The sequence below is a fragment of the Prauserella sp. PE36 genome, assembly GCF_003311655.1.
GTDB lineage: Bacteria > Actinomycetota > Actinomycetes > Mycobacteriales > Pseudonocardiaceae > Prauserella_A > Prauserella_A endophytica.
The window spans coordinates 108,180-133,316 of sequence record NZ_QEQT01000110.1 but is presented as its reverse complement, the minus strand read 5'-3'; the positions used below and the strand labels follow the sequence as shown (position 1 = coordinate 133,316).

Annotated in this window: 27 protein-coding genes; 11 read left to right on the top strand and 16 right to left on the bottom strand. The window is 71.4% G+C overall.

Features of this window, described 5'->3' with window-relative positions; genetic code table 11:
* Positions 1-39 precede the first annotated feature (39 nt).
* Positions 40-615, top strand: a complete 576-nt coding sequence (locus DI005_RS35930) for a TetR/AcrR family transcriptional regulator (protein WP_113644996.1) — start codon at positions 40-42, stop codon at positions 613-615.
* On the opposite strand, the gene DI005_RS35925 is transcribed toward DI005_RS35930, so the two are convergent.
* A complete protein-coding gene (locus DI005_RS35925; protein WP_199543514.1) occupies positions 599-1,141 on the bottom strand; it encodes a sigma-70 family RNA polymerase sigma factor in 543 nt (180 codons plus the stop codon). The genes DI005_RS35930 and DI005_RS35925 overlap by 17 nt on opposite strands.
* 68 nt (positions 1,142-1,209) lie before the next feature.
* Between DI005_RS35925 and DI005_RS35920 the strand changes: the two genes are divergently transcribed.
* Entirely contained in the window at positions 1,210-1,917 is a 708-nt protein-coding gene (locus DI005_RS35920) for a zf-HC2 domain-containing protein (RefSeq protein ID WP_112270845.1), read from the top strand.
* Here DI005_RS35920 and DI005_RS35915 read toward each other — a convergent pair.
* Positions 1,887-2,756 (bottom strand): helix-turn-helix domain-containing protein, encoded by an 870-nt coding sequence (locus tag DI005_RS35915; protein ID WP_113644995.1) that lies wholly within the window; start codon positions 2,754-2,756, stop codon positions 1,887-1,889. The two genes, DI005_RS35920 and DI005_RS35915, sit on opposite strands and share 31 nt — an antisense overlap.
* Before the next feature lie 119 nt (positions 2,757-2,875).
* On the opposite strand from DI005_RS35915, the gene DI005_RS35910 reads away from it, so the two are divergent.
* Positions 2,876-3,904: an aldo/keto reductase gene (locus tag DI005_RS35910; protein WP_113644994.1), complete on the top strand. Its 1,029-nt coding sequence runs from the start codon at positions 2,876-2,878 to the stop codon at positions 3,902-3,904.
* A gap of 10 nt (positions 3,905-3,914) precedes the next feature.
* Here DI005_RS35910 and DI005_RS35905 read toward each other — a convergent pair whose 3' ends face one another.
* From DI005_RS35905 to DI005_RS35890, 3 genes are all read right to left on the bottom strand, one after another.
* Complete coding sequence (locus DI005_RS35905; RefSeq protein ID WP_113644993.1) at positions 3,915-4,106, bottom strand: hypothetical protein; 192 nt, start codon at positions 4,104-4,106, stop codon at positions 3,915-3,917.
* Positions 4,103-4,405, bottom strand: a complete 303-nt coding sequence (locus DI005_RS35900) for a hypothetical protein (RefSeq protein WP_112270853.1) — start codon at positions 4,403-4,405, stop codon at positions 4,103-4,105. The genes DI005_RS35905 and DI005_RS35900 overlap by 4 nt, the downstream gene beginning before the upstream one ends.
* A gap of 365 nt (positions 4,406-4,770) precedes the next feature.
* A complete protein-coding gene (locus tag DI005_RS35890; RefSeq protein WP_113644992.1) occupies positions 4,771-6,168 on the bottom strand; it encodes a class II fumarate hydratase in 1,398 nt (465 codons plus the stop codon).
* A gap of 101 nt (positions 6,169-6,269) precedes the next feature.
* Here DI005_RS35890 and DI005_RS35885 point away from each other — a divergent pair, with 101 nt between their 5' ends.
* Positions 6,270-7,256, top strand: coding sequence for an NAD(P)/FAD-dependent oxidoreductase (locus tag DI005_RS35885; RefSeq protein ID WP_113644991.1), 987 nt, complete (start codon positions 6,270-6,272; stop codon positions 7,254-7,256).
* 3 nt (positions 7,257-7,259) lie between these two features.
* On the opposite strand, the gene DI005_RS35880 is transcribed toward DI005_RS35885, so the two are convergent.
* The 6 genes from DI005_RS35880 to DI005_RS35855 form a co-directional block, all read right to left on the bottom strand.
* Positions 7,260-8,057 carry a trypsin-like serine protease gene (locus DI005_RS35880; RefSeq protein WP_112270858.1) on the bottom strand — a complete coding sequence of 266 codons (798 nt, stop codon included), beginning with the start codon at positions 8,055-8,057 and terminating at the stop codon, positions 7,260-7,262.
* On the bottom strand, positions 8,057-9,115 hold the full coding sequence (gene glpX / locus DI005_RS35875; protein WP_112270860.1) for a class II fructose-bisphosphatase: 1,059 nt from the start codon (positions 9,113-9,115) through the stop codon (positions 8,057-8,059). Before glpX ends, DI005_RS35880 begins: the two co-directional genes overlap by 1 nt.
* A 107-nt stretch (positions 9,116-9,222) precedes the next feature.
* The gene (locus DI005_RS35870; protein WP_112270862.1) at positions 9,223-9,492 is read right to left on the bottom strand and encodes an exodeoxyribonuclease VII small subunit; all 270 of its coding nucleotides are present in this window, start codon (positions 9,490-9,492) and stop codon (positions 9,223-9,225) included.
* Positions 9,493-9,501: 9 nt separating this feature from the next.
* The gene (locus DI005_RS35865; protein WP_112270864.1) at positions 9,502-9,924 is read right to left on the bottom strand and encodes a hypothetical protein; all 423 of its coding nucleotides are present in this window, start codon (positions 9,922-9,924) and stop codon (positions 9,502-9,504) included.
* Between the two features lie 2 nt (positions 9,925-9,926).
* On the bottom strand, positions 9,927-11,189 hold the full coding sequence (xseA, locus tag DI005_RS35860) for an exodeoxyribonuclease VII large subunit (RefSeq protein ID WP_113644990.1): 1,263 nt from the start codon (positions 11,187-11,189) through the stop codon (positions 9,927-9,929).
* The gene (locus tag DI005_RS35855; protein WP_112270868.1) at positions 11,186-11,779 is read right to left on the bottom strand and encodes a lipid droplet-associated protein; all 594 of its coding nucleotides are present in this window, start codon (positions 11,777-11,779) and stop codon (positions 11,186-11,188) included. Before DI005_RS35855 ends, xseA begins: the two co-directional genes overlap by 4 nt.
* Positions 11,780-11,898: 119 nt before the next feature.
* On the opposite strand from DI005_RS35855, the gene DI005_RS35850 reads away from it, so the two are divergent.
* Positions 11,899-12,936, top strand: a complete 1,038-nt coding sequence (locus DI005_RS35850) for a 4-hydroxy-3-methylbut-2-enyl diphosphate reductase (protein ID WP_112270869.1) — start codon at positions 11,899-11,901, stop codon at positions 12,934-12,936.
* A gap of 599 nt (positions 12,937-13,535) precedes the next feature.
* On the opposite strand, the gene DI005_RS35845 is transcribed toward DI005_RS35850, so the two are convergent.
* On the bottom strand, positions 13,536-14,540 hold the full coding sequence (locus tag DI005_RS35845) for a DUF6542 domain-containing protein (RefSeq protein WP_113644989.1): 1,005 nt from the start codon (positions 14,538-14,540) through the stop codon (positions 13,536-13,538).
* A 141-nt stretch (positions 14,541-14,681) separates the two neighbouring features.
* Positions 14,682-15,599: a DNA recombination protein RmuC gene (locus DI005_RS35840; RefSeq protein ID WP_112270873.1), complete on the bottom strand. Its 918-nt coding sequence runs from the start codon at positions 15,597-15,599 to the stop codon at positions 14,682-14,684.
* A 171-nt stretch (positions 15,600-15,770) separates the two neighbouring features.
* On the opposite strand from DI005_RS35840, the gene DI005_RS35835 reads away from it, so the two are divergent.
* Both DI005_RS35835 and DI005_RS35830 read left to right on the top strand, forming a co-directional pair.
* A complete protein-coding gene (locus tag DI005_RS35835) occupies positions 15,771-16,937 on the top strand; it encodes an exonuclease SbcCD subunit D (protein ID WP_199543512.1) in 1,167 nt (388 codons plus the stop codon).
* Positions 16,934-19,909 carry an AAA family ATPase gene (locus tag DI005_RS35830; protein ID WP_113644987.1) on the top strand — a complete coding sequence of 992 codons (2,976 nt, stop codon included), beginning with the start codon at positions 16,934-16,936 and terminating at the stop codon, positions 19,907-19,909. The genes DI005_RS35835 and DI005_RS35830 overlap by 4 nt, the downstream gene beginning before the upstream one ends.
* 28 nt (positions 19,910-19,937) lie before the next feature.
* Here the strand turns inward: DI005_RS35830 and DI005_RS35825 are convergent, their stop codons facing one another.
* Positions 19,938-20,444 (bottom strand): methylated-DNA--[protein]-cysteine S-methyltransferase, encoded by a 507-nt coding sequence (locus DI005_RS35825; protein ID WP_112270879.1) that lies wholly within the window; start codon positions 20,442-20,444, stop codon positions 19,938-19,940.
* Complete coding sequence (locus DI005_RS35820) at positions 20,441-21,979, bottom strand: DNA-3-methyladenine glycosylase 2 family protein (RefSeq protein ID WP_113644986.1); 1,539 nt, start codon at positions 21,977-21,979, stop codon at positions 20,441-20,443. Before DI005_RS35820 ends, DI005_RS35825 begins: the two co-directional genes overlap by 4 nt.
* Here DI005_RS35820 and DI005_RS38805 point away from each other — a divergent pair.
* Genes DI005_RS38805 through DI005_RS35800 form a run of 3 tightly spaced genes read left to right on the top strand, consistent with a single transcriptional unit; the run spans position 21,978 to position 23,758 of the window.
* On the top strand, positions 21,978-22,379 hold the full coding sequence (locus tag DI005_RS38805; protein ID WP_199543509.1) for a hypothetical protein: 402 nt from the start codon (positions 21,978-21,980) through the stop codon (positions 22,377-22,379). The two genes, DI005_RS35820 and DI005_RS38805, sit on opposite strands and share 2 nt — an antisense overlap.
* Positions 22,380-22,415: 36 nt before the next feature.
* The gene (gene ychF / locus DI005_RS35805; protein WP_113644985.1) at positions 22,416-23,498 is read left to right on the top strand and encodes a redox-regulated ATPase YchF; all 1,083 of its coding nucleotides are present in this window, start codon (positions 22,416-22,418) and stop codon (positions 23,496-23,498) included.
* Positions 23,499-23,527: 29 nt separating this feature from the next.
* Positions 23,528-23,758 carry a hypothetical protein gene (locus tag DI005_RS35800; RefSeq protein WP_199543507.1) on the top strand — a complete coding sequence of 77 codons (231 nt, stop codon included), beginning with the start codon at positions 23,528-23,530 and terminating at the stop codon, positions 23,756-23,758.
* A 44-nt stretch (positions 23,759-23,802) separates the two neighbouring features.
* On the opposite strand, the gene DI005_RS35795 is transcribed toward DI005_RS35800, so the two are convergent.
* Positions 23,803-24,438, bottom strand: a complete 636-nt coding sequence (locus DI005_RS35795; RefSeq protein ID WP_113644984.1) for a TetR/AcrR family transcriptional regulator — start codon at positions 24,436-24,438, stop codon at positions 23,803-23,805.
* Positions 24,439-24,542: 104 nt separating this feature from the next.
* On the opposite strand from DI005_RS35795, the gene DI005_RS35790 reads away from it, so the two are divergent.
* The gene (locus DI005_RS35790) at positions 24,543-25,088 is read left to right on the top strand and encodes a dihydrofolate reductase family protein (RefSeq protein ID WP_113644983.1); all 546 of its coding nucleotides are present in this window, start codon (positions 24,543-24,545) and stop codon (positions 25,086-25,088) included.
* The last annotated feature ends 49 nt before the right edge of the window (positions 25,089-25,137 follow it).

The following is a 25,137-nucleotide window of genomic DNA, read 5'->3' as shown; positions in this document are numbered from 1 at the left end:
TTACTAGACGTACTAAACCGATCGGTATACTGTCAAGGGGTGAGTGAGGAGACGACGTTGACGCCGGCCGCCGAGCGCGTGCTCGAGGTGGCCGGGAAACTGTTCTACGACAACGGCATTCACGCTGTCGGCGTCGAGACGATCGCCAGCGAGGCCGGGGTCACGAAGAAGACGCTCTACGACCGCTTCGGGTCCAAGGACGCGCTCATCGCGCACTACCTGCGGCGCCGCGACGAGCGCTGGCGCGAGCACGTGATCCGCGTCGTCGAGCAGCGCGGACGCATCGCCCCGGCGCGGCGCCTGCTGCTCGTGTTCGACGCGCTGGAGCAATGGATCGCCGAGGAGAACCCGCGCGGCTGCGCGTTCGTCAACGCGCACGCGGAGCTGCCCGACGCAGCGCACCCCGGCCGGGACGTGATCCGCGAGCAGAAGCAGTGGCTGCTGGAGTACCTGCGCACCCTCGCGAGGGAGGCGGGCGTGCGCAACCCGCGCAAGCTCGCCACATCCCTGCTCGTGCTCATCGAGGGCGCCAACGTGACCTCGACGCTCGGGGTGGTGCCCGGTGCGGTCGGCAACGCGAAGGAAGTGGCCAAACAGCTCATCGAGTCGAGCTGACGGCCTGGTCCTCTTCCCCGCCGACGGCGCGGGTGAGTTCGTCGCGCGCCCGGAACACTCGCGAGCGGATGGTGCCGACGGCGCACCCGCACACCTCCGCGGCCTCCGCGTAGCTCAGGCCGAGCAGCTGCGTGAGCACGAACGCCTCCCGCCGCTCGGCGTCGAGCCCCGCGACCAGCGCGTGCAGCGCCACCAGCCTGCCGTGGTCGGGGGCGGTCGCCGCCGATTCGGGGACCGCCGTCGCGCTGGTCGGCGGCCTGCGCTTGCGGGCCCGCAGGTGGTCGGCCGCGACGTTGCGGGCGATCGCGAAGAGCCACGTGCGCGCGGGCGAACGGCCCTCGTAGCCACGCAGCGAGCCGAACGCCCTCAGGTACGTCTCCTGCACCAGGTCCTCGGCGGAACCGGGATCGGAGAGGTACGTCAGCAGCCGGTGGAGCGGGCCCTTGGTCGTGGCGACGAACCGTTCCGCGGCGTGCCGGTCGCCGTCGGCGGCCCGCACCGCGTACTGCGTGATCTCGTCGTCCACGGCGATCGACCCTAGAGCAGGGGCAGGTTGCCGGGAACTTTCCGGGTCCGGATGGCAACCTGCAGGGTATGGACTGTGTGACCGCGCGCGAGGCGATCTCCGCGACCCTCGACGGGGAGGAGCCCGGCGTCGAGCCCGCTGAACTGGACCAACACGTCAGCGGGTGCCCGGACTGCGCGGCGTGGCGCGAGCGCGCCGCCGAGGTGACGCGGTTCGCCAGGCTCGCGCCCGCAGTCGACGTACCGGACGTCACCGAGCGTGCGCTCGCCGGCTTCCGTCCCTCCCGCCGGGCGCAGTGGCGCACCGGCCTGCGCTGGGCCCTCGCCGTCACGGCGCTGTGCCAGCTGGGCGTGGTGGCCGGCCAGTTCCTCATCTCGGACCCCGCACACGGCACCGGGCACCTGCTGAACGAGACGGCCGCGTTCAACCTTGCCGTCGGCGTGGCGCTGCTGTGGGTCGCGGCGCGGCCGGGCCGGGCCCGCAGCCAATGGCCGCTGCTGCTCACCTTGTCGGCGGCGCTGGTGCTGCTGTCCGTGGTCGACGTCGTGCAGGGCCACGTCACCTGGCACCGGCTCGGCACCCACCTGCCCCTGCTGGCCGGTGCGCTGCTCACCGTGCTGCTCGGCGCCGCCGAGCGCGGCAGCCCGTGGCCGGGCGGCCGAGGGGACGAACGCCGCCGGTGGTTCGCCGGGACCGGGCCGGACACCGAACGCGCCGAGCGGTCCGAAGGCTCGCGGGAGGAGTATCAGCCCCCCGCCGCGCGCAGGGCCGCCTGAGCGGGCCGCTCGGCCACCCAGCTCGCGAGCAGCCGCAGGTTACGTTCGGACTCCGAGCCGGGCTCGGCGGTGTAGGTGATCAGCGCCTGCGTCGGGTCGTCTGGCAGCAGCAGCGTCTCGTACCGCAGCACGAGATCGCCTGCCACCGGGTTGCGGATGCGCTTCACGCCGTTCGCCTTCTCCTGCACCGAATGCGAGTTCCACAGCCCGCGGAACACGGCGCTGTGCGCCGACAGCTCGCCGACGAGCCTCGCCAGCTCCGGGTCGTCGGGATCGTGCCCGGCGGCCGCGCGGAGGTTGCCGACGACCTCCTCGGCCAGCTGCTCCCACTCCGGGTGCAGGCCACGCGCGGTCGCCTCCTCCAGGAAGAACAGGCGCGCGACGTTGCGCTCCTGCGGCGGCACACTCGCGAAGTCGAACGCGATCGCGCCGCCGAGCGCGTTCCACGCGAGCACGTCGCAGCGCCTGCCGAACACCATCGCGGGCACGCCCCGCATCGCGTCCAAGAGCTGGAGGATCTCCGGACGGACCCGCTGCGGCCTGCGCACCGGACGGCGTCGTTGGGACCTGGCGAGGTTGCGGAGGTAGGTCGTCTCGTCGGCGGTGAGCCGCAGCGCGCGGGCGAGCGCGTCGAGCACGGCGTCCGACACGTTGCGGGCGCGGCCCTGCTCCAGCCGGGTGTAGTAGTCCACGCTCATGCCCGCGAGCTGGGCGAGCTCCTCCCGGCGCAGCCCCGCGACCCGCCGCCGCGTGGCGCCCTCCGGCAGGCCCAGGTCGCGGGGGTCCAGCGCCGCGCGCCGGGCCTTGAGGAACGAGCCCAGGTCCGCTGCCTCGGTCATGATTCGAGTATCCCGGCGCCCGCAACCTGGTACTGCCGGACCTAGGGTCACGCGGGTCCTGGCAGCCGCACTCCGGGGTCGTGAACGTGGGAGTACCGATCACGACAGGGAGAACAGACATGCGAAGGCGAATTCTCGGTGGTACCGGCATCTCCGTCAGCGAGTACTGCTTCGGCGCGATGATGCTCGGCGCGTGGGGCACGACCGACCACGACGAGGCCGTGCGGATCGTGCACACCGCGCTGGACGCGGGCATCAACTTCGTCGACACCGCCGACATGTACTCCGACGGCGAGAGCGAGGTGATCGTCGGCAAGGCGCTGAAGGGCCGCCGCGACGACGTGGTGCTCGCCTCGAAGGTGCACTTCCCGATGGGCCCCGACGCCAACAACGGCGGCAACTCCCGACGCTGGATCACCAGGGCCGTCGAGGACAGCCTGCGCAGGCTCGACACCGACTACCTCGACGTCTACCAGCTCCACCGCTTCGACCACACGACCGACCTCGAGGAGAGCCTGTCCGTGCTGTCGGACCTCGTGCGCGCGGGCAAGGTCCGCGTGATCGGCTCCTCGGTGTTCGCCGCCGAGCGCATCGTGGAGGCCCAGTGGGTCGCCGAGCGCAGGGGCCACGTGCGGCCGAGGACCGAACAGCCGCCGTACTCGATCTTCAACCGCTCGATCGAGACCGCGGTCCTGCCCACCGCCGCGCGCTACGGCCTCGGCGTGCTGACGTGGAGCCCGCTCGCGGGCGGCTGGCTCTCCGGCCGGTACGAGAAGGCCACCGACGTCGACCTCACCACGGGCAGGCGCACGGTGCAGCGGCACAAGTTCGACCCGGCGTTACCGGCGAACGCCCGGAAGCTGGAGGTGGTGGCCGAGCTGCGCAAGCTCGCCGCCGAGCTCGGCAGTTCCCTGACGCACCTGGCGCTGGCGTTCGTGCGGGCGCATCCGGCGGTGACGTCGGCGATCATCGGTCCGCGCACCCACGAGCAGCTTACCGACCTGCTGGCCGGTGTCGATCTGGTGCTGGAGGACGACGTGCTCGACCGGATCGACGAGATCGTGCCGCCGGGCACCGACCTCAACCCGCTCGACGCCGACTACCTGCCGCCCTCGCTCGCCGATTCGGCACTCCGCAGGCGCCGGTAGCCGGCCGGGCTCACCGGCCCGCGGATGCCGACGCGGCCGGCGGTGTGGGCCGCGCGTCCGCGAGGCGAAGGCCCCAGTCGACGAGCAGCCAGCCGAGCCGCTCGCGAAGGGTACGCCTTCGATGCCTGCGCCTGCTTGCCGAGCGTCGCAGGCTCGCGCGTCTCTGGTGGACGAGCGCGTCGAGGAAATCGGGGTGGGTCATCGGTTTCTCCCCGCTCGTTTCTCCGGTGCCGCGGTGAGCGCCGTGAACAGCCGGACCTCGCGCGAGCCCTCCGGCCGCCGTTCCGGGTCCGTGAGCCGGTGCCGGTAGCGTTCGACGATGGCCATGATCTCGTCGCGCACCCGCGCCGCCTCGTCGGCGGTGAGGAACGTGTTCGAAGTGACGATCCCGGTCGCGCTCCGCCAGTTCTCGGGCTCGAGGTCGTGCGCCCGAATTCGGCTCCGCAGCACGGTCATCTCGTGTTCGAGGAAGGCATCGGCCGCTGCCTCGCCTGCGAGCACACCTTCCTTGTCCAGTTCGGACAGCCGGAAGTCCCGCTTCGCGCTGGTGGCGCGCCACGGCTTTCCCGAGTTCCCCCGAGGCCTCCTCGACGGAGCCTTACTTGGCCAGCATGTTCAGGTGGTAGGAGCAGCTCGCCACGCTCTCGCCGAGCACCTGGGCACACCGCGTGGCCGTCGCCGAGCGCTCCACCGTGAGCAGGTCGATCAGCTCCCAGCGCAGGGGGGCGCCAGTGCACGCAAACGCTTGGAATCGCGGATCAGCTCGTCGTCGGCCATGCATAACAAGGTGTCTTTAGAAGGAATCCTTTAGCAAGGTTTCTTGTCATGTTGGCAGGCGGACGGAGGCTCCTTCCGCTGGTGGCCTCCTACCTGCCGCCGCGCGCCATCCGCAGCACGTCGAGCGCCTCGTCGAGCTGCTCCTCGGTGAGCTTGCCGTCCCTGACGTGACCGCGCTCCAGCACGACCTCCCTGATCGTCTTCAGCTCCTTCAGCGCCTGCTTCGCGACGGCCGCCGCCTCCTCGTACCCCAGATACCTGTTCAGCGGCGTGACGATCGACGGGGAGCCCTCGGCGTAGGCCCGCGTGCGCTCGGTGTTGACGGTCAGCCCAGCGAAGACCTTGTCCGCCAGCAGCCGCGACACCGCGGCGAGCAGCCGCGCCGATTCCAGCACGTTGCGCGCGATCACCGGCAGGTTGACGTTGAGCTGGAAGTTGCCCTGCGCGCCCGCGAACGCGACGGCCGCGTCGTTGCCGATCACCTGCGCCACCACCTGAAGCGTGGCCTCCGGAATCACCGGGTTGACCTTGCCCGGCATGATCGAGCTGCCCGGCTGCAGGTCCGGCAGCGCCAGCTCCGCGAGGCCGGTGCGCGGGCCCGAGCCCAGCCAGCGCAGGTCGTTTGCGATCTTGTTCAGCGACACCGCGACCGTGCGCAGGTGTCCCGACGTCTCCACGACGCCGTCCTGTGCCGCCTGCGCCTCGAAGTGGTCGCGCGCCTCCGTCAGCGGCAGCCCGGTGACCTTCGCCAGCTCCCCGGCCACGGCCGAGCCGAAGCCGTCCGGCGCGTTGAGCCCCGAGCCCACCGCCGTGCCGCCGATCGGCAGCTCGCCGAGCCTCGGCAGGCCGCTGCGCAGCCGCTCGATGCCGAACCGGACCTGCGCGGCCCACGCGCCCGCCTCCTGGCCCAGCGTGATCGGCACAGCGTCCATCAGGTGCGTGCGGCCCGACTTCACGACGTCCTGCCACTCGGCTGCCCGCTGCTCGATCACGGTCGCCAGGTGGTCCAGCGCGGGCACCACGTCGGTCAGCACGGCCTCCGTGGCCGCGACGTGGATGGTGGTCGGGAACGTGTCGTTGGACGACTGCGACGCGTTGACGTGATCGTTCGGGTGCACGTCACGGCCAAGGGAGCGCGAGGCGAGCGTCGCGATCACCTCGTTGGCGTTCATGTTCGACGACGTGCCGGAACCGGTCTGGAACACGTCGATCGGGAAGTGCTCGTCGTGGGCGCCCTCGGCGACCTCGTCGGCTGCCTTCGCGATGGCGGCGGCCACGTCGCCGTCCAGCACGCCGAGCCGGGCGTTGACGCGCGCGGCGGCGGCCTTGAGCAGGCCGAGCGCGCGGATCTGGGCACGCTCGAGGCCACGGCCGGAGATCGGGAAGTTCTCGACGGCGCGCTGCGTCTGCGCGCGGTACAGGGCGTCGGCGGGCACCTTGACCTCGCCCATCGTGTCGTGCTCGATCCGGTATCGCTGTTCAGCCATAGCGCCAGTCTGGCCTAGCGCAAACCCGACCGCCCGGTGTCCTCGCGCACTAAGATCGGTTACGAGACTGCCACCCACCACGGCGGAAGGGCGGTGAGCCAATGGGCTCGCCCATGGAGTCCGGCGTCGACGTGCTGATCGTCGGGGCGGGGCCGACCGGCTTGTTCGCGGCCTACTACGCGGGTTTCCGCGGCCTGTCGACGGCGATCGTCGACTCGCTGCCGGAAGCGGGCGGACAGGTCACCGCGATGTACCCGGAAAAGCTGATCTACGACGTCGGCGGGTTCCCCGCCGTGCGCGGGCGGGACCTCATCAAGGGGCTCGTGGAGCAGGCGGGGCAGTGGGATCCCACCTACCTGCTCGGGCGTAAGGCGGAGGCGCTGACCACCACGGACTCGGGCCTGGAGATGACGCTCGACGGCGGCGAGGTCGTGCGTGCCGGCGCCGTGCTGATCACCGCGGGCATCGGCGAGTTCACCCCGCGCCCACTGCCGGCCGGCGACGGGTGGCTCGGCAGGGGCCTCGTGCACTTCGTGCCCGCGCTCGACGCGCACGCCGGGCAGGACGTGGTCGTGGTCGGCGGCGGTGACTCGGCGTTCGACTGGGTGCTCGCTCTGCAGCCCATCGCCAACAGCGTCGCGCTCGTGCACCGGCGGGCGAGGTTCCGCGCCGCGGAGTCGATCGTGCGCCAGGCCCGTGAAGGCGGTGCCCGCATCATCACCGACGCCGAAGTGACCGCACTGCGCGACCGCGACGGTGAGCTGGCCGAGGTGGAACTGGAGCTCAAGGGCGGCGAGCGCGTCGTGCTGCCCGCCCAGACCGTCGTGGCCGCGCTCGGCTTCACCGCCGACCTCGGGCCCATCGAGAACTGGGGCCTGAAGATCGATCACCGCGCCATCGCGGTGGACTCCACGATGGCCACCGCGCGGGACCGCGTCTTCGCCGCAGGCGACGTGGCCGCCTATCCCGGCAAGGTCAAGCTCATCGCCACCGGCTTCGGTGAGGCCGCGACGGCGATCAACAACATCGCCGTGACCCTCAACCCCGATGCGCACCTGTTCCCCGGCCACTCCAGCAACGCGGAGTGAGCCTCACGGTGCCGGTTCCGGCTCCTGAGGCGGTGGTGGCGCGGTCCGCTCGTTGATCCACTGCGTGTAGGCCACCGCCGACGTGTAGATCGAAGGGCCGGTGGCGCACTTCGCGTCGTCGTTGCCTGGGCGGCTGGAAACGCCGACCAGCTGCCAGCGCTCCTCGACCCGCACGAGCTGCGGCCCGCCCGAGTCGCCGTAGCACGCGCCCTTCGTGCCGCCGGGGTTGCCGGTGCACAGCTCCACCGCCGCGTCGAAGCCCGTGCAGCCCTTGCCATCCACGATCGTGGTGTCCAGCTGCTTCAGCATCGCCGGGTTCGGTCCGCAGTTCTGCTCAGGGCACGTCTGGCCCCAGCCGAGCAGACGGGTGGGAGTGCCCGCCCCGGCCTGCGTGCCCAGCTCGACCGGCACCGCCTTGACCGGCGTGGCCAGCCGCACGAGCGCGATGTCACCGCCCGGACCGGCCGGGTCGTAGTCGGGATGCACCACGATCTCGGCCGGCTTGGCGACCTCGCCGCCCTGGGTGCGGTCGTTGCTGCCGACCCTGGCCGTGAATCCGTCGAGCGTCCTGCCCTGCACGCAGTGCGCCGCGGTGACCAGCCAGCCGGGCCGGACCAGGGAGGCACCGCACAGGTGCTCACCGGAGGGCAGCTCCAGCGCGGTCATGAACGGGTAGTTCTGGTCGGCGTCGACCCCTCCGACGAGCAGTGGCTGCACCGCCGACGCCGGAGCGGGCCACGAGCACAACAGGACGACGGCGGCCGCGAGCACAGCCGCGAGTCGGCGCCGGACCACCCGCATCAGGGAATCGGCGGGACGACGTCGTCGGCGCCGCTGCCGTCGAAGTCGACCGACGAGTACGAACGCAGCTTGGTCAGCCGGTGGTAGCCGTCGATCAACCGCACGGTGCCCGACTTGGAGCGCATCACGATCGACTGCGTCGTCGCGCCGCCTGAGCGGTAGTGCACGCCGCGCAGCAGGTCGCCGTCGGTGACGCCGGTGGCGCAGAAGAACACGTTGTCGCCGCGCACGAGGTCGTCGGTGCCGAGCACGCGGTCGAGGTCGTGGCCGGCCGCGACGGCCCTCTCCCGCTCGGCGTCGTCCTTCGGCCACAGCCTGCCCTGCAGCTCACCGCCGAGGCACTTCATGGCGCACGCCGCGATGATGCCCTCCGGCGTGCCGCCGATGCCGAGCAGCATGTCCACACCTGTGGTGGGCCGCGCCGCCGCGATCGCGCCGGCGACGTCGCCGTCGCTGATGAACCGGATGCGGGCGCCCGCCTCGCGGACCTCCTTGACGATCCCCTCGTGGCGCGGCCGGTCGAGGATGCACACCGTGACGTCGGAAACCCCGCTGTGCTTGGCCTTCGCCACACGCCGGATGTTCTCCGCGATCGGCGCCGAAAGGTCCACCGCGCCCGCGGCCTCGGGGCCCACGGCGAGCTTCTCCATGTAGAACACCGCGGAAGGGTCGAACATCGCGCCGCGCTCGGCGACCGCGAGCACCGCGAGCGCGTTGGGCATGCCCTTGGACATCAGCGTCGTGCCGTCGATGGGGTCCACGGCGACGTCGCAGTCGGGCCCGTCGCCGTTGCCGACCTCCTCGCCGTTGTACAGCATGGGCGCCTCGTCCTTCTCGCCCTCGCCGATCACGACGACACCGCGCATCGAGACCGTGCCGATGAGCTGGCGCATCGCGTCGACCGCCGCGCCGTCACCGCCGTTCTTGTCGCCCTTGCCGACCCAGCGGCCGGCGGCCATCGCCGCGGCCTCGGTGACCCGGACGAGTTCCATCGCGAGGTTGCGGTCCGGAGCCTCTACGCGTCTCGTCGAGCTCGAGGACGTGTTGTCGGCGGTCATCTGCTGCCTCCCGGATGGCGTTGTCGACGCTGGCGTCACCTGCATACGGCCCGCCTCACCTTAACCAGGCGGCGTGCCGAATCGGACGCTCACAGTTGTCGCGGACGTCACTCCGAGTCGCGGCCGGCGGAGCCTTCGGCATCCTCGGTGGTCTCGGTGTCCGGCGCGTCCTCCACGGTAGCCAGGGCAGCCTCGATCCGCTCACGGGCGCCCTCGAGGTGTTTCTCGCACAGCCGCGCCAGCCGCTCGCCCTTCTCCCAGAGCGCGAGCGACTCCTCAAGGGAGAGGCCACCGGCCTCGAGGCCGCGCACCACCTCGATGAGCTGGTCGCGGGCCTGCTCGTAGCCGAGTTCGGCCGTGCCGTCTGGTTCGCTCACGCTGTTGTCTCACGCTCTCGATCGTTGGCGGGTGGTGCTCGCAGCGCACACTACCGCGCTGGCCATGGCGTGGTCGTAGCCGACGAAGGCCCTGGCGAACTCCCCGCCGTCACCGTCCGCGATCGCGTCCTCGATGGAGGACTGGGCGCCCGCGACGCGCCTGCGGTGCACCGACCCGTCGGCGAACCACCAGCGGGTGCCCGTGTAGAGGGACGTGGCCTCCGAGAGCCTGCGCAGCCGCGGCCCCAGCTCCCACCTGCCCGCCGTGTCGCAGCCTGCGAGCAGCGCGGTCCAGCAGTGCGCCGCGGCGGTCTCGACCTCGGCGGCCCGGTGCCGGACGACCCTCGCCCTGCCGTGCCGCTCACCGGTCGTGCTCCGGCAGAGGCGGGCGGCGGCATCGGTCGTCAGCGGGAGGAACGTGCAGTGCTGCATCCTCACTCCTCGGGTGCGAGGGCGGTCGCTCGGATCGCGCCGTCGGCAACGCGCACGCGCAGTGCGGCTCCTTCGGCAATCTGAGAGACCGATCGGAGCACCCTGAGGTTGCCTTCCTCGTCCGAGAACTGCACGACCGCGTACCCGCGTTCGAGCGTCGCCGAAGGCCCGAGCGCGGTGAGCCGCGCGCGAGCTGAGGTCAGCGCGCTCTGCTCGTGCGCGAGTGTGGTCAAGATCGCCCGCCTTCCGCGCTCGACGTTCAGCTCGACCTCGTCGGCCCTGCGCTCGATCGGTCCGAGCGGATCGGCCAGCGAGGGGCGGCTGCGGAGCTGGTCGAGCAGACGGCATTGCGTGTCGACCCAGCCGTGGAGCGCCCTGCGGCCCCGGTCGCGCAGCTGGTGCACCCTGGCGGTCTCCTCGCGCACGTCCGGCACCACGCGCTTGGCGGCGTCGGTCGGCGTCGAGCAGCGCAGGTCGGCGACGTGGTCGAGCAGCGGAGAGTCGGGCTCGTGCCCGATCGCGCTGACCACCGGCGTGCCCGCCGCGGCGACGGCCCGGCACAGCGTCTCGTCCGAGAACGGCAGCAGGTCTTCAACGCTGCCGCCGCCGCGAGCGATCACGATCACGTCCACCTCGGGGTTGGCGTCCAAAGTGGAAAGTGCGCGGACGATCTGCGGCACCGCGTTCACGCCCTGGACGGCGGTGTTGACGACGTGGAACTTGACGGCGGGCCAGCGGGCCTGCGCGTTCACCAGCACGTCGTGCTCGGCGGCCGACGCCCGGCCGGTGATGAGGCCTACCCCCTTGGGCAGGAACGGCAGCCTGCGCTTGCGCTCGGGCGCGAAGAGCCCCTCCGCGCCGAGCAGCTTGCGCAGCCGCTCGATGCGCGCGAGCAGCTCGCCGATGCCGACCGCGCGGATCTCGTTGGCCCGCAGGCTCAGCGTTCCCCTGCCCAGGAAGAACGTCGGCTTGGCGTGCACGACCACGCTCGCGCCGTCGCGCAGCGGCGGATCGATGGAGCGCAGCAGGCGCATCGGGCAGGTCACCGACATCGAGACGTCGGCGGCCGGGTCGCGCAGCGTCAGGAATGCCGTCGACGTGCCCGGCCGCGCGGAGATCTGGGTGACCTGGCCCTCGACCCAGACCGTGCCGAGGCGGTGGATCCAGTCCGCGATCTTGCGGGCGACCGTGCGGACCGGCCAGGGGCTCTCCGCGGTGGAGGCCTGGCCGGACGGCCGGGTGACGGGTTCGGTGCCGCTGCTCACCGTTCGGTCGTGTCCTCGGAGTCGCCTTCGGCCTGCTCGGCCCGCACGTTGCCGATGCGGCGGGTCAGCATGCCGGTGAACGAGGGCCGGTTGGCGTGGTCGCGCTCGTAGGCGAGCAGCTCCTCCAGCTGGGTCAGCGTGTACCGGCGCAGGCGCGCTCTGAGCTGCGGCAGCGTGAGCGAGTCGTAGTCGGTGACGCCCGCCGGTCCCGCGCTGGGCGCTCCCGGGCTGTCGAACTCGCCCTCGGTGTGCTCCTCGGCGAGCGCGCGCTCCTCGGCGCCCCACGGGTCGTCGAACGCCGTGGCGGGGCGGTGCCCGTTGGGCGCGGGAGTGCTCGGCGGTTCCTCCAGGTCCTCGTCGAACGTCGCCCAGCTCGGCGCCTCCTCGGCGGGACGCAGCGAGGACAGCGCGTCGTCCCCCTTGATCGCCAGCTCGGTGACGTGCTGCTGCACGCGCATCGAGGCCTGCAGCACCTGGCTGGCGACCGTCACCGGAAGCTCCGTGAGCTGCTTGGGAAGGTCGCGAACCCGCTCGGCGGTCGTGACCGCGAGCCCCGCGGCCACCCGGACGGGGAACGGGAGTTGCTTCATGTCCCTAAGCCTGCCGCACATGGTTCATCCTGCCCAGCCGAATGGGTTAACGCGTGTCGCGCATCCCAGGAAAGCGTCTCCCGGCTTGCCGGGCCTGTCGCACCCGTACCCTGGGTGGCATGAGTGCAGCGAGTCCCGGAACAGAGCCTGCTACCAGCGTATCGGTGCCGTCTGCCGACGACGCGTCCGTCTCCGGTGGTAAGCGCGTTCTGCTGGCGAAGCCGCGCGGGTACTGCGCCGGTGTCGATCGTGCCGTGATCACCGTCGAGAAGGCGCTCGAGATGCACGGCCCGCCGGTGTACGTCCGGAAGGAGATCGTGCACAACCGTCACGTCGTGGACACTCTGCGTGAGCGCGGGGTCGTGTTCGTCGACGAGACGTCCGAGGTGCCCGAGGGCGGCCTCGTGGTCTTCTCCGCGCACGGCATCTCCCCGGCGGTGCGGGCCGAGGCGGAGGAGCGGAACCTGCGCACGATCGACGCGACCTGCCCTCTCGTGACCAAGGTCCACAAGGAGGTCAACCGGTTCGCGCGCGACGACTACGACATCATGCTGATCGGCCACGCCGGGCACGAGGAGGTCGAGGGCACCTCCGGTGAGGCGCCGGACCGCGTGCAGCTCGTCGACACCGAGGAAGACGTCGAGAAGGTCCAGGTGCGCGACCCGTCCAAGGTCGTGTGGCTCTCCCAGACCACGCTGAGCGTCGACGAGACCATGGAGCGCGTCGACCAGCTGCGCGAGCGTTTCCCCGAGATCTCGGACCCGCCCAGCGACGACATCTGCTACGCGACCTCGAATCGCCAGGTGGCCGTCAAGGCCATGGCCGCCGAATGCGATCTGGTGCTCGTGGTCGGCTCGGCCAACTCGTCGAACTCGCAGCGGCTCGTGGAAGTGGCGCTCCAGGCGGGCGCCCGCGACTCGCACCTGGTCGACTACGCGCACGAGGTGGACGAGGCCTGGCTGGACGGCGTCGAAACGGTCGGTGTCACCAGCGGCGCCTCGGTGCCGGACGTGCTCGTGATGGAGCTCCTGGAGTGGCTCGCCGAGCGCGGCTGGGCCGATGTGCAGGAGGTCACCACGGCGAACGAGAAGATCTCCTTCGCCCTGCCGAGGGAGCTCCGGTCCGGCTCGGAGACCGCGCGCAGCAGCGTGCGCTGACCCCTCCGCCGGACCGCCGAGGCGGCTCGGCCGTGCTTGTTCCGAAGGTCCCCTTCGCCGCGGCGGAGGGGACCTTCGCGTTGGTGCCGGACCGTTGGCTCCGTGGTCCGGGGCGATCGGAGCCTCCGCGTCGGCGACGGTCCATGGTCCGAGCCCCGGCCGTGGTCCAGGCTTGCCCGTGCCGTGCCGTGCCGTGCCGTGCCGTGTTGGGCCATGTTGGGCTGGCCTTGCTGTGCCGTGCCTGCCGTGTTGGGCCGTGTTGGGTTGGGCTGGCCGTGCGTGGCTGCCGTGTTGGGCCGTGCCGGGCCCTGCCGCTCTGGGCCCGGCCGTGCCGTGCCGGGCCCTGCCGTGCCGGGCCCTGCCTTGCTGTGACCGGTTCATCGGCGCGAACGGAGTGGCCGCGCCGTCGGTGTGAACGGTGCCTTTCCGCCACATTCGAATGGATCTGCGGGGCGGCCGTGTGTACGGAGCCTCCACACCGTCGGCGCGAGCGGAGCTTCCCCGCCGGAAGCGAGCGGATCCTCCGGGGTGGCGCTGCGAACGGAACCTCCCGTCGTCAGCGCCAACGGAGCTTTCGCGTCGGAGACGCGAGTGCGGCGTCAGCCCCGGTCGCCGTCCCAGGGACGGTTGCGGCGGGGTGGCCGTTCGTCGCGCCCCGGCTCACGCCGGGGACCGCGGCCCCGGCCCGGCGGCTCGTCCGAAGGCGGCGGTGTGCGCCGTGGCCGCTTGGGGCCACGAATCGAGTCCGGCCACTCCTCGACGCGGCGTTTGCGCTCGGCGGCGTCCGGAGGAACGCGCGGCTGCCTCGGCCGCCCCGTCTGGTCCCGCGGCGGCTTGCCGCCCGGGCCCGCGTCGCGGTCGGCGGCCCTCTCCCGGCCACGTCGGGGCGCGTCCTCAGGACGCTGCCTGCGGCCACCCGCCGCGCCGGCAGCGGGACCGCCCTGTCCCGGTCCACGCCGCGGCGGTTCGCCACGGCCCTCGGGTGGCCGCTTGCCGGCCCGGTCCGCTCGTTCCGGACGATCGAGATGGTCGCCGTCTGTCTCTTTCGCACGCTTCGCCAGGCCGCGCTTGCGACCCGGGTCGCCCGCGCGCTTGTCCTCCGCCCGCGTGCCCTTGGCACGCACCTTCTCTGGCGCGTCGGGATCCCGCTCGCGGTACATGCGATAGAAGCCGAGCGCCACGGTCAGCCCGGTGGTGATCGCCATCATCGGGAACGCGTTGATCAGCGGGGTGCTGATCGCGAGCACCTTGGCCAGCGTGTCGCTGCTCGAGGGCAGTCCGGACGCCGTCAGCACCAGCACCGGGACCGTGAAGGCCAGGATCAGTGGCGGCTGCACCATCGGCCCGAACAGGTTCCGCCGCTGCACGGCGGCGACGGCCGCGAGCGAGCCGATCAGGAACATCACCTGGAACAGCACGCCCAGGTCGTCAGAGACCTGCAGGTCCACGATGGCGCCCACCACTGCCAAGCCGAGGGTGAGCAGCACCGCTCCCCACCAAGGCAGACCGCGCCGGGCGCCGAGGACGGCACGCTCATCCCACGGGATCTGCGCATCGTCATCTGCGGCGTCAGGATCGCTCCGGCGATCGCGTATGGCGGTCACGAGGCAACACCGTATCCCGTTTAGCCCCGAAACCCGCTACCACTCCGCGCCCTCGCCGCTCGCAACACCTGAGAGCGTGAGTTCAAGCACATCAGGGCGGTCACGGCCGGTAATGGTATGAACCAGCAGTTGAGAACTTCGTCAGGTTGTCGCTATTTCGTCCCCTTTCCGGATAGCGGGTACCGGAGCCGGGCTCGCTGCGGCCTCGGTGAGCGGTCCTACGCTCGCCCGGAAGCTCTCGAGCGCGTCCAGCTCCCGTCGCCGAGCCGACAGGAACCGTTGCAGGTGAGTGCTCGAGAGGTTGACCGCGTCGACGGCGTTGCCCGCCGCCCGGTGTGCCGACGCCGCGGACGAGCGCACCCGCTCGACGTCGTCGACGAGCGTCCGTTCCGTCGCCGCGAACATCGCGGCGGAGGCGATCACCGCGAAACCGGTTGGACCGCACAGGAACACGCGACGGTCGAGCATCCACCGCAGCAGCTCCGGGTCGGTGTCGAGTGCCGCGACCACGGCCGCGTCGGACGGCACGAACATGACCGTGCCGTAGATCGCGTCGGCCCACCGCTGGTAGCCCTTCGCCGCGAGTTCGGCCGCCCTCGACCGCAGGTTGCGGACGTGGACCCGCAACGCGTCGAGCCGCTCCTCGGGGTCGTCGGTCTCTACGGCCTCCGCCCAGCACGCCATGCTCGCCTTGGCGTCGACGGGGACGGACCGGTCCCCACCGACCCGCAGGACCATGTCCGGCTTCGCGGCTCCGCCGCCCGCGAGGTCGGTCTGCAGGGTGAAGTGGAGGCCCTCGCGCAGTCCGAGCGCGCGGGCGGTCTCGATCAGCACCTGCTCGCCCAGCTCGCCACGACCGCTGATCGAGGCGAACGCGACCTCGTAGCGGCGCAATGCCGTCTGCTGTTCGTCCACTCGCGCCCGTTCGACGTCGACCTGCCGCGCGGCCGCGTCGGCCCGGCGCATGCCGTCCTGGTACAGCCGCCACAACATGACGACCGCTCCCGCCAGCAGCAGGGCGACCACCACTGCCGCCGTGGCGAGCACCGTCGAACCCACGGGCGCGCTCCCTTCCTTCTCGTCGGGCCGATCCCGGCTCGTGATCGACTGAACGCATCATGGCGCACGCCACCGACAAAACCGGCCACGACCCGACTCGAACACACGTTCGAGTGACACGCCGGTCGTTTGTACCCCGTTCTGTCGGCCTGGCGTCCTAGCTTTGATCGCGTGCGGATGCTGCATACCTCGGACTGGCACGTCGGACGGACTTTCCACGGTGCCGACCTGCTCGCCGAGCAGGAGACGGTCCTGACTCACCTCGCCGACCTGGTGGCCGGCGAGGCGGTCGACGTCGTCCTCGTCTCGGGTGACGTCTACGACCGTGCGGTGCCGTCCGCCGAGGCTGTGCGCGTGGCCACTCGTGCGATGAAGCGGATCAGGGAAGCGGGCGCGCAGCTCGTCATCACGCCCGGCAACCACGATTCGGCGGCGCGGCTCGGTGCGTTCGCCGACTTCGCCGCGGCCGGTGGTCTGCACCTGCGCACGACGGCGGCCGAGCTGGCCGAACCGGTGGTGCTCGAAGACGACCACGGACCGGTCGCGCTCTACGGAATTCCTTATCTGGAACCGGAAATCGTCCGCCATGCACTCGGGGTGCCGCAGGCGCGCGGGCACACCGGCGTGCTCACCGAGGCGATGCGCCGGGTCACCGAGGATCTGGCAGGCAGGGAGCCCGGAACGCGATCGGTCGTGTTGGCGCATGCCTTCGTCACGGGCGGCGTCGGCAGCGACTCCGAACGCACCATCGCGGTCGGTGGTGTCGAACAGGTCCCCGGCTCCGTCTTCGACGGTGTCGACTACGTCGCACTCGGACACCTGCACGGAGCGCAGACGCTCGCGGAACACCTGCGTTACTCGGGAAGCCCGCTCGCGTACTCGTTTTCCGAGACGGCGCAACGGAAATCGGTGTGGCTCGTCGACCTCGACGCCGACGGACTCGCCGGAGTCGAACGGCGCGACCTTCCGGTGCCGAGGCGGCTTGCGACGATGCGGGGCCTGCTCGCCGACCTTCTCGAAGCCCCGGAGTACGCCGGGCTCGTGGACTGCTTCGTCTCCGCGACGCTCACCGACCGCGTGCGGCCGGTGGACGCCATGCGCAGGCTGCGAGAGCGGTTTCCCCATGCGGTGCACCTGGATTGGCAACCGGAAGGCGGCCAGGCGACCGTGCTCCGCTACGCCGAGGCCGTGCGCGGGCGGTCGGACTCCGAGATCGCGAGCGGCTTCCTCGACGACTGCCGGGGCGCCCCGCCGAGCGAGCGCGAACACGCACTGCTCACCGCGGCACTCGAAGCCGCGGGCAAGCGTGATCCCGAACAGGACGGTGATTCCCGATGAGACTCCATCGGCTCGAGGTCACGGCTTTCGGCCCGTACGCGCGGCGCGAGGTCGTCGACTTCGACGCACTCGGCGCGGACGGGCTCTTCCTGTTGCACGGCGACACGGGCGCGGGCAAGACCACGTTGCTCGACGCCGTCGCCTTCGCTCTCTTCGGCGCGGTGCCCGGAGCCAGGGGGGAGGTCAAGCGGCTGCGCTGCGACATCGCCGACAACGACACGGGTACCGAGGTGGTGCTCGAGCTGAGTGTGCAGGGATACCGGCTCCGGCTGGTGCGCAGCCCCGAATACCAGCGTCCGAAGCGGCGTGGTGACGGCTTCACCACCCAGCAGGCCACGGCGTCGCTGACGTGGCTCGGGGAGGCGCCGCACGGGCAGCCCGCCGAGGGCATCACGCGCATCGACGAGGTGTCCCGCACCGTGCAGCGCCTGCTCGGGATGAACGCCGAGCAGTTCTTCCAGGTCGTGCTGTTGCCGCAAGGAGAGTTCGCACGGTTCCTGCGGGCCGACACCACCGAGCGGGAACAGTTGCTGGAGCGGCTGTTCGGCACCCAGCGCTTCGCCGACGCCGAACGTTGGTTCCGCGAACTGCGCACGGCACGGGGACGGGAGCTCGACCGGCGCAGGCAATCCGTGCGCGAATGGCTCGCCCGCCTCGCGCAGGCGGCGCGCGAGGAGCCACCCGAGGGCGCGGGCGAGGAATGGGCGAACGTGCTCAGGCGGCGCGCGGCCGAGGCGGTCGCGGCAGCCCGCGAGGAGGAGCGGCTGGCGAGTGCGGCGCGCGAGCGCGCCGAGGCGAAGCTGCACGAGCGCAGGACCGCGGCGGAGCGCGTGCGCCGGGTGCGGGCGGCGCGGCAGCGGATCGCCGCGCTGGACGAGCAGGCGAACGAACGCGCGCGGTGGGCCGCCGAGCTGGCCTCGGCGCGGCGCGCCGTCACCGTCACGGGGCCCGCGGCCGAGGCCGACCGGCAGAACCAGCGGTTCGAGCGAGCCCGCGCCGCCGAGGCCACCGCGCGCGAGGCGCTGGTGGCCACCGGGTTCGCCGAACCGGACAGCCCCGTGGCGGTGTTGCGCGAGCGGGCGGGGTCGCTGCGGGAGGAGGCGGGCGCGCTGGCGGGGCTCGTCGCCGAGGCCGAGCAGCAGGAGCGGGACCGCAAGCGATTGCGGGACCTCGTGGAGACGGCGACCTACGCCACCGCGCAGGCCACGGCGCTCGGCGAGAAGCTGCAGGGCCTGCCCGAGCGCGCCCGGGAACTGCGGCTGCAGCGTGAGCAGGCGGCCGAGGCCGAGGTGCGGCTCGACGGCGTTCGGGCACGCGAGTCCGAGCTGGTCGGCGCCCTCGCCGATGCGAAGGAGGTTCCCGCGCTCGAGCGAGCCGCCGCGGGGGCCGTCCGCGCGGAACAGGAGGCCACCGACGCCTACAACACGGCCAGGACGGTGCTGCTGGACCTGCGGGAGCGGCGGCTCGCCGGGATGGCGGCCGAGCTGGCGACACGGCTCGGCGATGGCGAGCCCTGCCCCGTGTGCGGGTCCGCCGAGCACCCCGAACCGGCTACGGCGACGGCGGACTCCGTCGGCGAGGCGGACGAGGCCGCCGCGGCGGAGCGCGAACGCGCCGCCGAACAGCACCGCGCTGCCGCCCTCACGGCACGGCATCAGGCCGAGAGCACGCTCGCCGCCGTACGCGAGCGGCTGGGTGGGAGGACGCCGGAGGAGCTCACCGACGCACTCGCCACGGTGCGGACGGAGCTTGCCGAGCTGACCACGCTGGCCGACCGCAAGGCTCGGCTGGACACCTCCGTGCGGGCGGTCGAGGCCGAGTATGCCGAGTTGACGGCCCAGCGCGCTGAGGCCGAACGGTCGGCGGGCGCGGCCGAGGAGCAACGACGGACGCTGGCCGAACGCGTCGAGGAGCGTGAGCGCAGGCTCGACATCGCGCGCGGCAAGTTCGCCGATGTCGGTGAGCGCAGGAAGCACCTGGTCGCCGTGGTGGGCGCGCTCGACGCGCTCGCCGAGGCGCGGACGGTCAGGGCGACCGCGAAGGAACGGCTCGACGAGCAGCGGACCGCGCTCCGCGACGCGGTGCGGCAGGCCGGGTTCGCCACCGTGGAGGAGGCGCTCGCCGCCGCCCGCACCGAGGCCCGCGTCGCCGAGCTGGAGCGGGCGCTTGCCGACGCGGAGGCCGAGGAGAAGGCCGCCCGCGCAGTGCTCGCCGAGCCCGAGCTGGCAGGGGTGTCACCGGACGACGAGGTGGACACCGAGACGGCCAGGCTGGAAGCGGACGAGACGAGGGCGCGGGCCGAGGGCGCCGTCGCCACCCTGCGCGCGGCCACGCAACGGGCGGAGGAGGTGGACGGGCTCGTGGAGCGGTTCGCCGCCGCGCTCGCGGAACTTGCTCCCGCCGAGGAGGAGTTCGCGGAGCTCGACGCGCTCACCGATGTCGTGAACGGGCGCGGGCAGAACTCCCGCAGGATGTCGTTGCGGTCGTACGTGCTCGCGGCCCGGCTCGAGGAGGTGGCCGTGGCGGCGACGGTGCGCCTGCGCTCGATGAGCCAGGGGCGCTACTCGTTCGTTCACTCCGACGCCGCCGGTTCCCGTGGCACGCGAGGTGGCCTCGGCCTCGACGTGCTCGACGACTACTCGGGGGCGGTGCGGCCCGCCAAGACGTTGTCGGGTGGCGAGTCGTTCCTCGCCTCGCTCTCGCTCGCGCTCGGCCTCGCCGACGTGGTCGCCGCCGAGACCGGCGGGGCGCTGCTCGACACGCTGTTCGTCGACGAGGGCTTCGGCACGTTGGACGGGCAGACGCTGGACGTGGTGATGGACGTGCTCGACGAGCTGCGCGCGGGTGGGCGGGTCGTCGGGCTGGTGTCGCACGTCGAGGAGCTGCGCCAGCGCATTCCCACCCGGTTGCGGGTACGCAAGTCCCGAGCCGGATCCACGATCGAGCTGGGGGGAGGGATGACCGCTGCCTGATATCGCTTGGCTTCGCGGCCGGTGAGCCTCAGCCGACAGCCGCCTCGTGGTCGAGCAGCCAGCGTTTGACGTCGAGACCCCAGCGAAAGCCGCCGAGCGCCCCGCCGATCCGGTACACGCGGTGGCAGGGCACGAAGAGTGCCGCCGCATTGCGTGCGCAGGCCAGCGCGGCACCCCGGATCGCGGACGGTCTGCCCGCGAGTGCGGCGAAGTCGCTGTAGGTCTGTGGCTTTCCGGCCGGGATCGTGCGGAGGACGTCCCAGGCGTGCTGGAGGAACTCTCCGGAGCGCTGCCGGACGGGGATGAGGTCGATGGCGTCGAGTTCACCCCGGTGGTATCGGCGCACGGACCTGCTGACCGGGCCGAGGTCGCGCCGTCGGACCAGCTCGGTGGGCCTGAGCGCAGGGGAGATCCCGTCGACGAGCTCGCCGGGGTCGGCGGTCCAGCCGGAACCGAGCACGGCTCCGTCGGCCGCTACCACGGCCGTGAACGGGCCAATCGGGGTGTCCTGTGTGGACCAGTGGGCAGTGCTCATGGTGCTTGGCCAATGCCTTTCGTGCTGGTGGGGGCGCTCGCGCGCCAGAGGTACATGCCCGCGTAGGACCGCCAGGGCCGCCAGGCCTGCGCTCGTGCGGTGAGTGCGGCGGGCGTGCCGTCGAGGCCGAGTGCGGCCGCGCCCTTGCGGATGGCGAGGTCGCCGTCGAGCAGGACATCGGGCTGGCCGAGCACACGCATGAGCACGTAGTCGGCCGTCCACGGGCCGATGCCGGGTGCGGCCAGCAGCTCGGCACGCAGCTCGGCGGCTTCTCGGCCGACGTGGACGTCGAGGTCGCCGGAGGCGATCGCGGTGGCGACGTCGCGGATGGCCTCGATGCGCCTGAGCGGTCCGCGTAGTACCTCGGTCGCGTGCTCGGCGATCGCGGCTGCGGCCGGAAACAGCAGGCCGGGCTCGCCGTCGGTGGCTGTCACCGGCTCGCCCAGCTCGCTCGCGAGCCGTCCGGCGGCCGTGCGAGCGGCCGCGACCGAGACCTGCTGCCCGAGCATCGCGCGTAGGACGAGCTCCGTGCCGTCGACCGCGCCCGGTACCCGCATGCCCGGGATCGCGCTGACGAGCGGGGCCAATGCGGGGTCGGCGCCGAGGACCTGCCTCACGGCCTCCGGGTCGGCGTCGAGGTCGAGCAGCCTGCGGACCCGCGCGACGGCGTTGCCGAGGTCGCGGACGTCGGTCAGCCGCAGGTCGCACTGGACGTATCGCTCGGCCGGGGTCAGGCGGACGAGCCCGGTGCCGTGGGGCAGGCGCAACGTCCGGCGGTAGCCGTCGGTGACGTCCTCGACGCCGGGGACCGCGCGGGCGGCGAGGAACGCGAACAGGCCGTCGGCGTCGAACGGCTCGCGGAACGGCAGCCGCAGGGTCAGCCGGGCGCCTGCCGCCGACGGCTCGTCGCGGGGACCCGCCTGCTCGCGTTTGCCCGCCGCGGCCGCGCGCAGCTGAGTGGGCGTGGTGGCGAACACCTCGCGGATCGTGGTGTTGAACTGGCGCACGCTCGCGAACCCGGCCGCGAACGCGACATCCGTCAGCGGCAGCTCGGACAGCTCGATGAGGAGCCGGGCCGAGTGCGCGCGGTGAGCCCGCGCGAGCGCGAGCGGTCCTGCCCCGAGCTCGGCGGTGAGCACGCGGCCGAGCTGGCGTTCCGAGTAGCCGAGCCTGCGTGCGAGCCCTGGTACACCCTCGCGCTCGACGGTGCCGTCGGCGATCAGGCGCATGGCGCGCGCGGCGAGGTCGGCGCGGACGTTCCACTCCGGTGACCCGGGGACGGCGTCGGGCAGGCAGCGCCGGCAGGCACGGTAGCCACGCGACTGTGCCGCCGCCGACGTGGGGAAGAACTCGACGTTGCGGGCCTTCGGGGTCATCGCCGGGCACGAGGGACGGCAGTAGATGCCTGTCGTGCGCACGGCCACGATGAACTGCCCGTCGAAGCGGGCGTCACGCGACATCACGGCGCGATAGCACCGTTCGGTGTCGTGCCACAGGCTCTGGTTCGCTGGAACCGGAGCGATGAGCTGCGTCATGACCGCGATCCTGCCACCAGGTCAAAGCCTCGACTGGCGGAAATCGGACATTACCGCGCTGCATGCGGCGCGGGGCGTCCGTAATGTCGGGACCATGACGGTTCGATCTGGAAAGCGCCAAGTCCGCACTTTCGCCGCCATCGTCGCCGCCGTGGGGGCGATCGGCTTGGCCTCCGCGTGTGACGAGCCCGCCCAGGATGACGACGGTGGTACGCAGCAGGAGGAGAACGGCGGCCAGAACGGCGACGACGACGGCCAGGACGACAACAACGACAACGACGACAACAACGAGAACAACAACAACGACAACAACGACGACAACGAAGACGACGGCCAGGGCGGCAACGACGACAACAACGACGACCGCAACGAGAACGACGACGACAACAACGACGGCTGACGGGCGCCGGCCGGACGGCACGTACACTCCGTTGTCGTGAGTCTGACCCTCGGCATCGTGGGATTGCCCAACGTCGGCAAGTCCACCCTCTTCAACGCACTGACGCGCAACGACGTGCTCGCCGCGAACTACCCGTTCGCGACGATCGAGCCCAACGTCGGGGTCGTCCCCCTGCCGGACCCGCGCCTGGACAAGCTCGCCGAGCTGTTCTCCTCGGCGAAGACCGTTCCGGCGACGGTGTCCTTTGTGGACATCGCGGGCATTGTGAAGGGTGCGTCGGAGGGCGCCGGTCTCGGCAACAAGTTCCTCGCCAACATCCGCGAGGCCAACGCCATCTGCCAGGTGATCCGGGTCTTCGACGACCCGGATGTCGTGCACGTCGACGGGAAGATCGACCCGCTGTCCGACATCGAGACGATCAACACCGAGCTGATCCTCGCCGACCTGCAGACGCTCGAGAAGGCGTTGCCCAGGATGGAGAAGGAGGCGCGCACGAAGAAGGAGGCCCGGCCCGCCCTCGAGAACGCGCGGCGCGCGAAGGATGTCCTGGACTCCGGCCGAACGCTCTTCTCCGCGCAGAAGGAGATCGACGCCGAGGGCCTCCGCGAGCTGAGCCTGCTCACGACCAAGCCGTTCCTCTACGTGTTCAACGCCGACGAGGGCGTACTCGGCGACCAGGCCAAGCGCGACGAGCTGAGCAAGCTGGTCGCCCCCGCCGACGCCGTCTTCCTCGACGCCAAGGTCGAGGCCGAGCTGCTGGAGCTGGACGATGAGGAGGCCGTGCGCGAGCTACTGGAGTCGGTCGGCCAGGCCGAGCCCGGCCTGTACGCGCTCGCGAGGGCCGGCTTCCACACGCTCGGCCTGCAGACCTACCTGACGGCGGGGCCGAAGGAAGCCCGTGCGTGGACGATCCCGCAGGGCGCCACGGCGCCGCAGGCGGCTGGCGTGATCCACACCGACTTCGAGCGCGGGTTCATCAAGGCCGAGGTCGTGTCGTACGACGACCTGGTCGAGGCGGGCTCGATGGCGGCGGCCCGTGCGGCGGGCAAGGTCCGCATGGAGGGCAAGGACTACGTCATGGCCGACGGCGACGTGGTGGAATTCCGCTTCAACGTGTAGTCGAGTTCCGGTCACGGATCGAGACTGCCTTGGAGCCGTATCGCGACAGTCGCGCGATCCTGTCCTTCGACGATGCTGCCGCAGAGCAGTACGCGGATGTGCTCGTGGCACGCGAAGCGGCGGGCCTTCCGATCAGCACGGCCGATGCGCAGACCGCGGCGATCTGTCTGGCGCACGACGCTACTTGCGCGACGCGGAACCTCAAGGATTTCGCGCACACCGGTGTCGATCTGCTCGATCCGTGGAAACAGCAGCTGTGACCAGGTCGGCGATCGAGGTCGTCGCGCACGGCTCCGGCGGACGGTCAGGAGCGGGTCGCGGATGCCGCGTAGCGGGCGGCCATCGTTCGAGCCGCCTCGTCGATGACGCGGAGGACTTCGTCGTCACTGAGCGACCAGTTGGCATGGACCAGGCGTGGCCAGAAGACGACGGTGGCGATCATCCCGAGGAACTGCGGTGCTGCCACGTCCGGATCGTCGACGTTGGCGTTTCCTGCCGCGTTCTCGGCCTTGAAGTAGCGCTTCAGGGCCGCGAGGACGGGCAGGGTGCCGAAATCGAAGGTGCGCTCGCGCAGCTCCGGGAACCTCGGGGACTCGGCGATCACGAGCCGGATCAGGTCCGCCATCCGGGGGCGGGCCAGCAGTTCTGCGTACGCCATGCCCAGGGTGATCAACCCTGCCTGGAAGTCTCCTGGTGGAGGGTCGATGAGTTCCCCGTCCGGTGTGTCACCCGCTGCGAGCACGGTGGCCTCGAAGAGCTCCGACTTCGTCGGGAACTGCTTGAACAGCGTCGCCTTGGACACCCCGGCACGTTCCGCGACACGCGCCAGGGAGGTCCGGTCGTAGCCCGACTCGAGGAACAGGTCCGCGGCCGCATCGAGGATGGCCGCCCGGTTGGAGGCGGCGACCTGGCGGTGGTACGCCGAGATTTCTCGCGACATGTCCCCATTGTGCCACGGAGGTGAGTTGATTGACTCACCTCTCAGCGAGGCCTACCCTCGTTGAGGTGAGTCGATCGGCTCACCTCAATTGGAAGGTGCGGACAATGGCACGGGTGATCATCCACGCAACGGTGTCGCTCGATGGATTCATGGCCGACAGCGACGGCGGGACCGACTGGATGTCCGGCTTCCCCATCGCGCCCGAGGACGAGGAGCTCGTCGAGAAGGTCACGAAAGAGATCGGCGCGGTGGTCGGGGGAGCGAACAAGGCGCAGACGATCGAGGACGGAGAGGTTCCGTATGGAGGCAGCCTGCGGGTGCCGGTCTACCTCATGACTCACAGCGCTCACGAACCGGTCGAGAAGGATGGTGTCACCTACACCTTCGTCGTCGACGACATCGAGCGGGCGGTCGAGTTGGCCAAGCAGGCGGCCGGAGACGACAAGTCGGTGAGTCTCTTGGGTGGCAGCATCGCGAGGCAATGCCTGGCGCTTGGGCTGGTCGACGAGATTCAGCTGCACGTCGTGCCGATTCTGCTCGGCAAGGGCATCTCGCTATTCGCCGGCCTGGACAGGCGCGTCGACCTCGAGCGCGTCGAGACCGCCGCCTTTGCCGGCGAGGCGCACGTGCGCTACCGCGTCCGTTCCTGAGTGATCTCCGGAGAAACGGGGCCGGTCACTGCGGCGGCCTTCGGTGGCG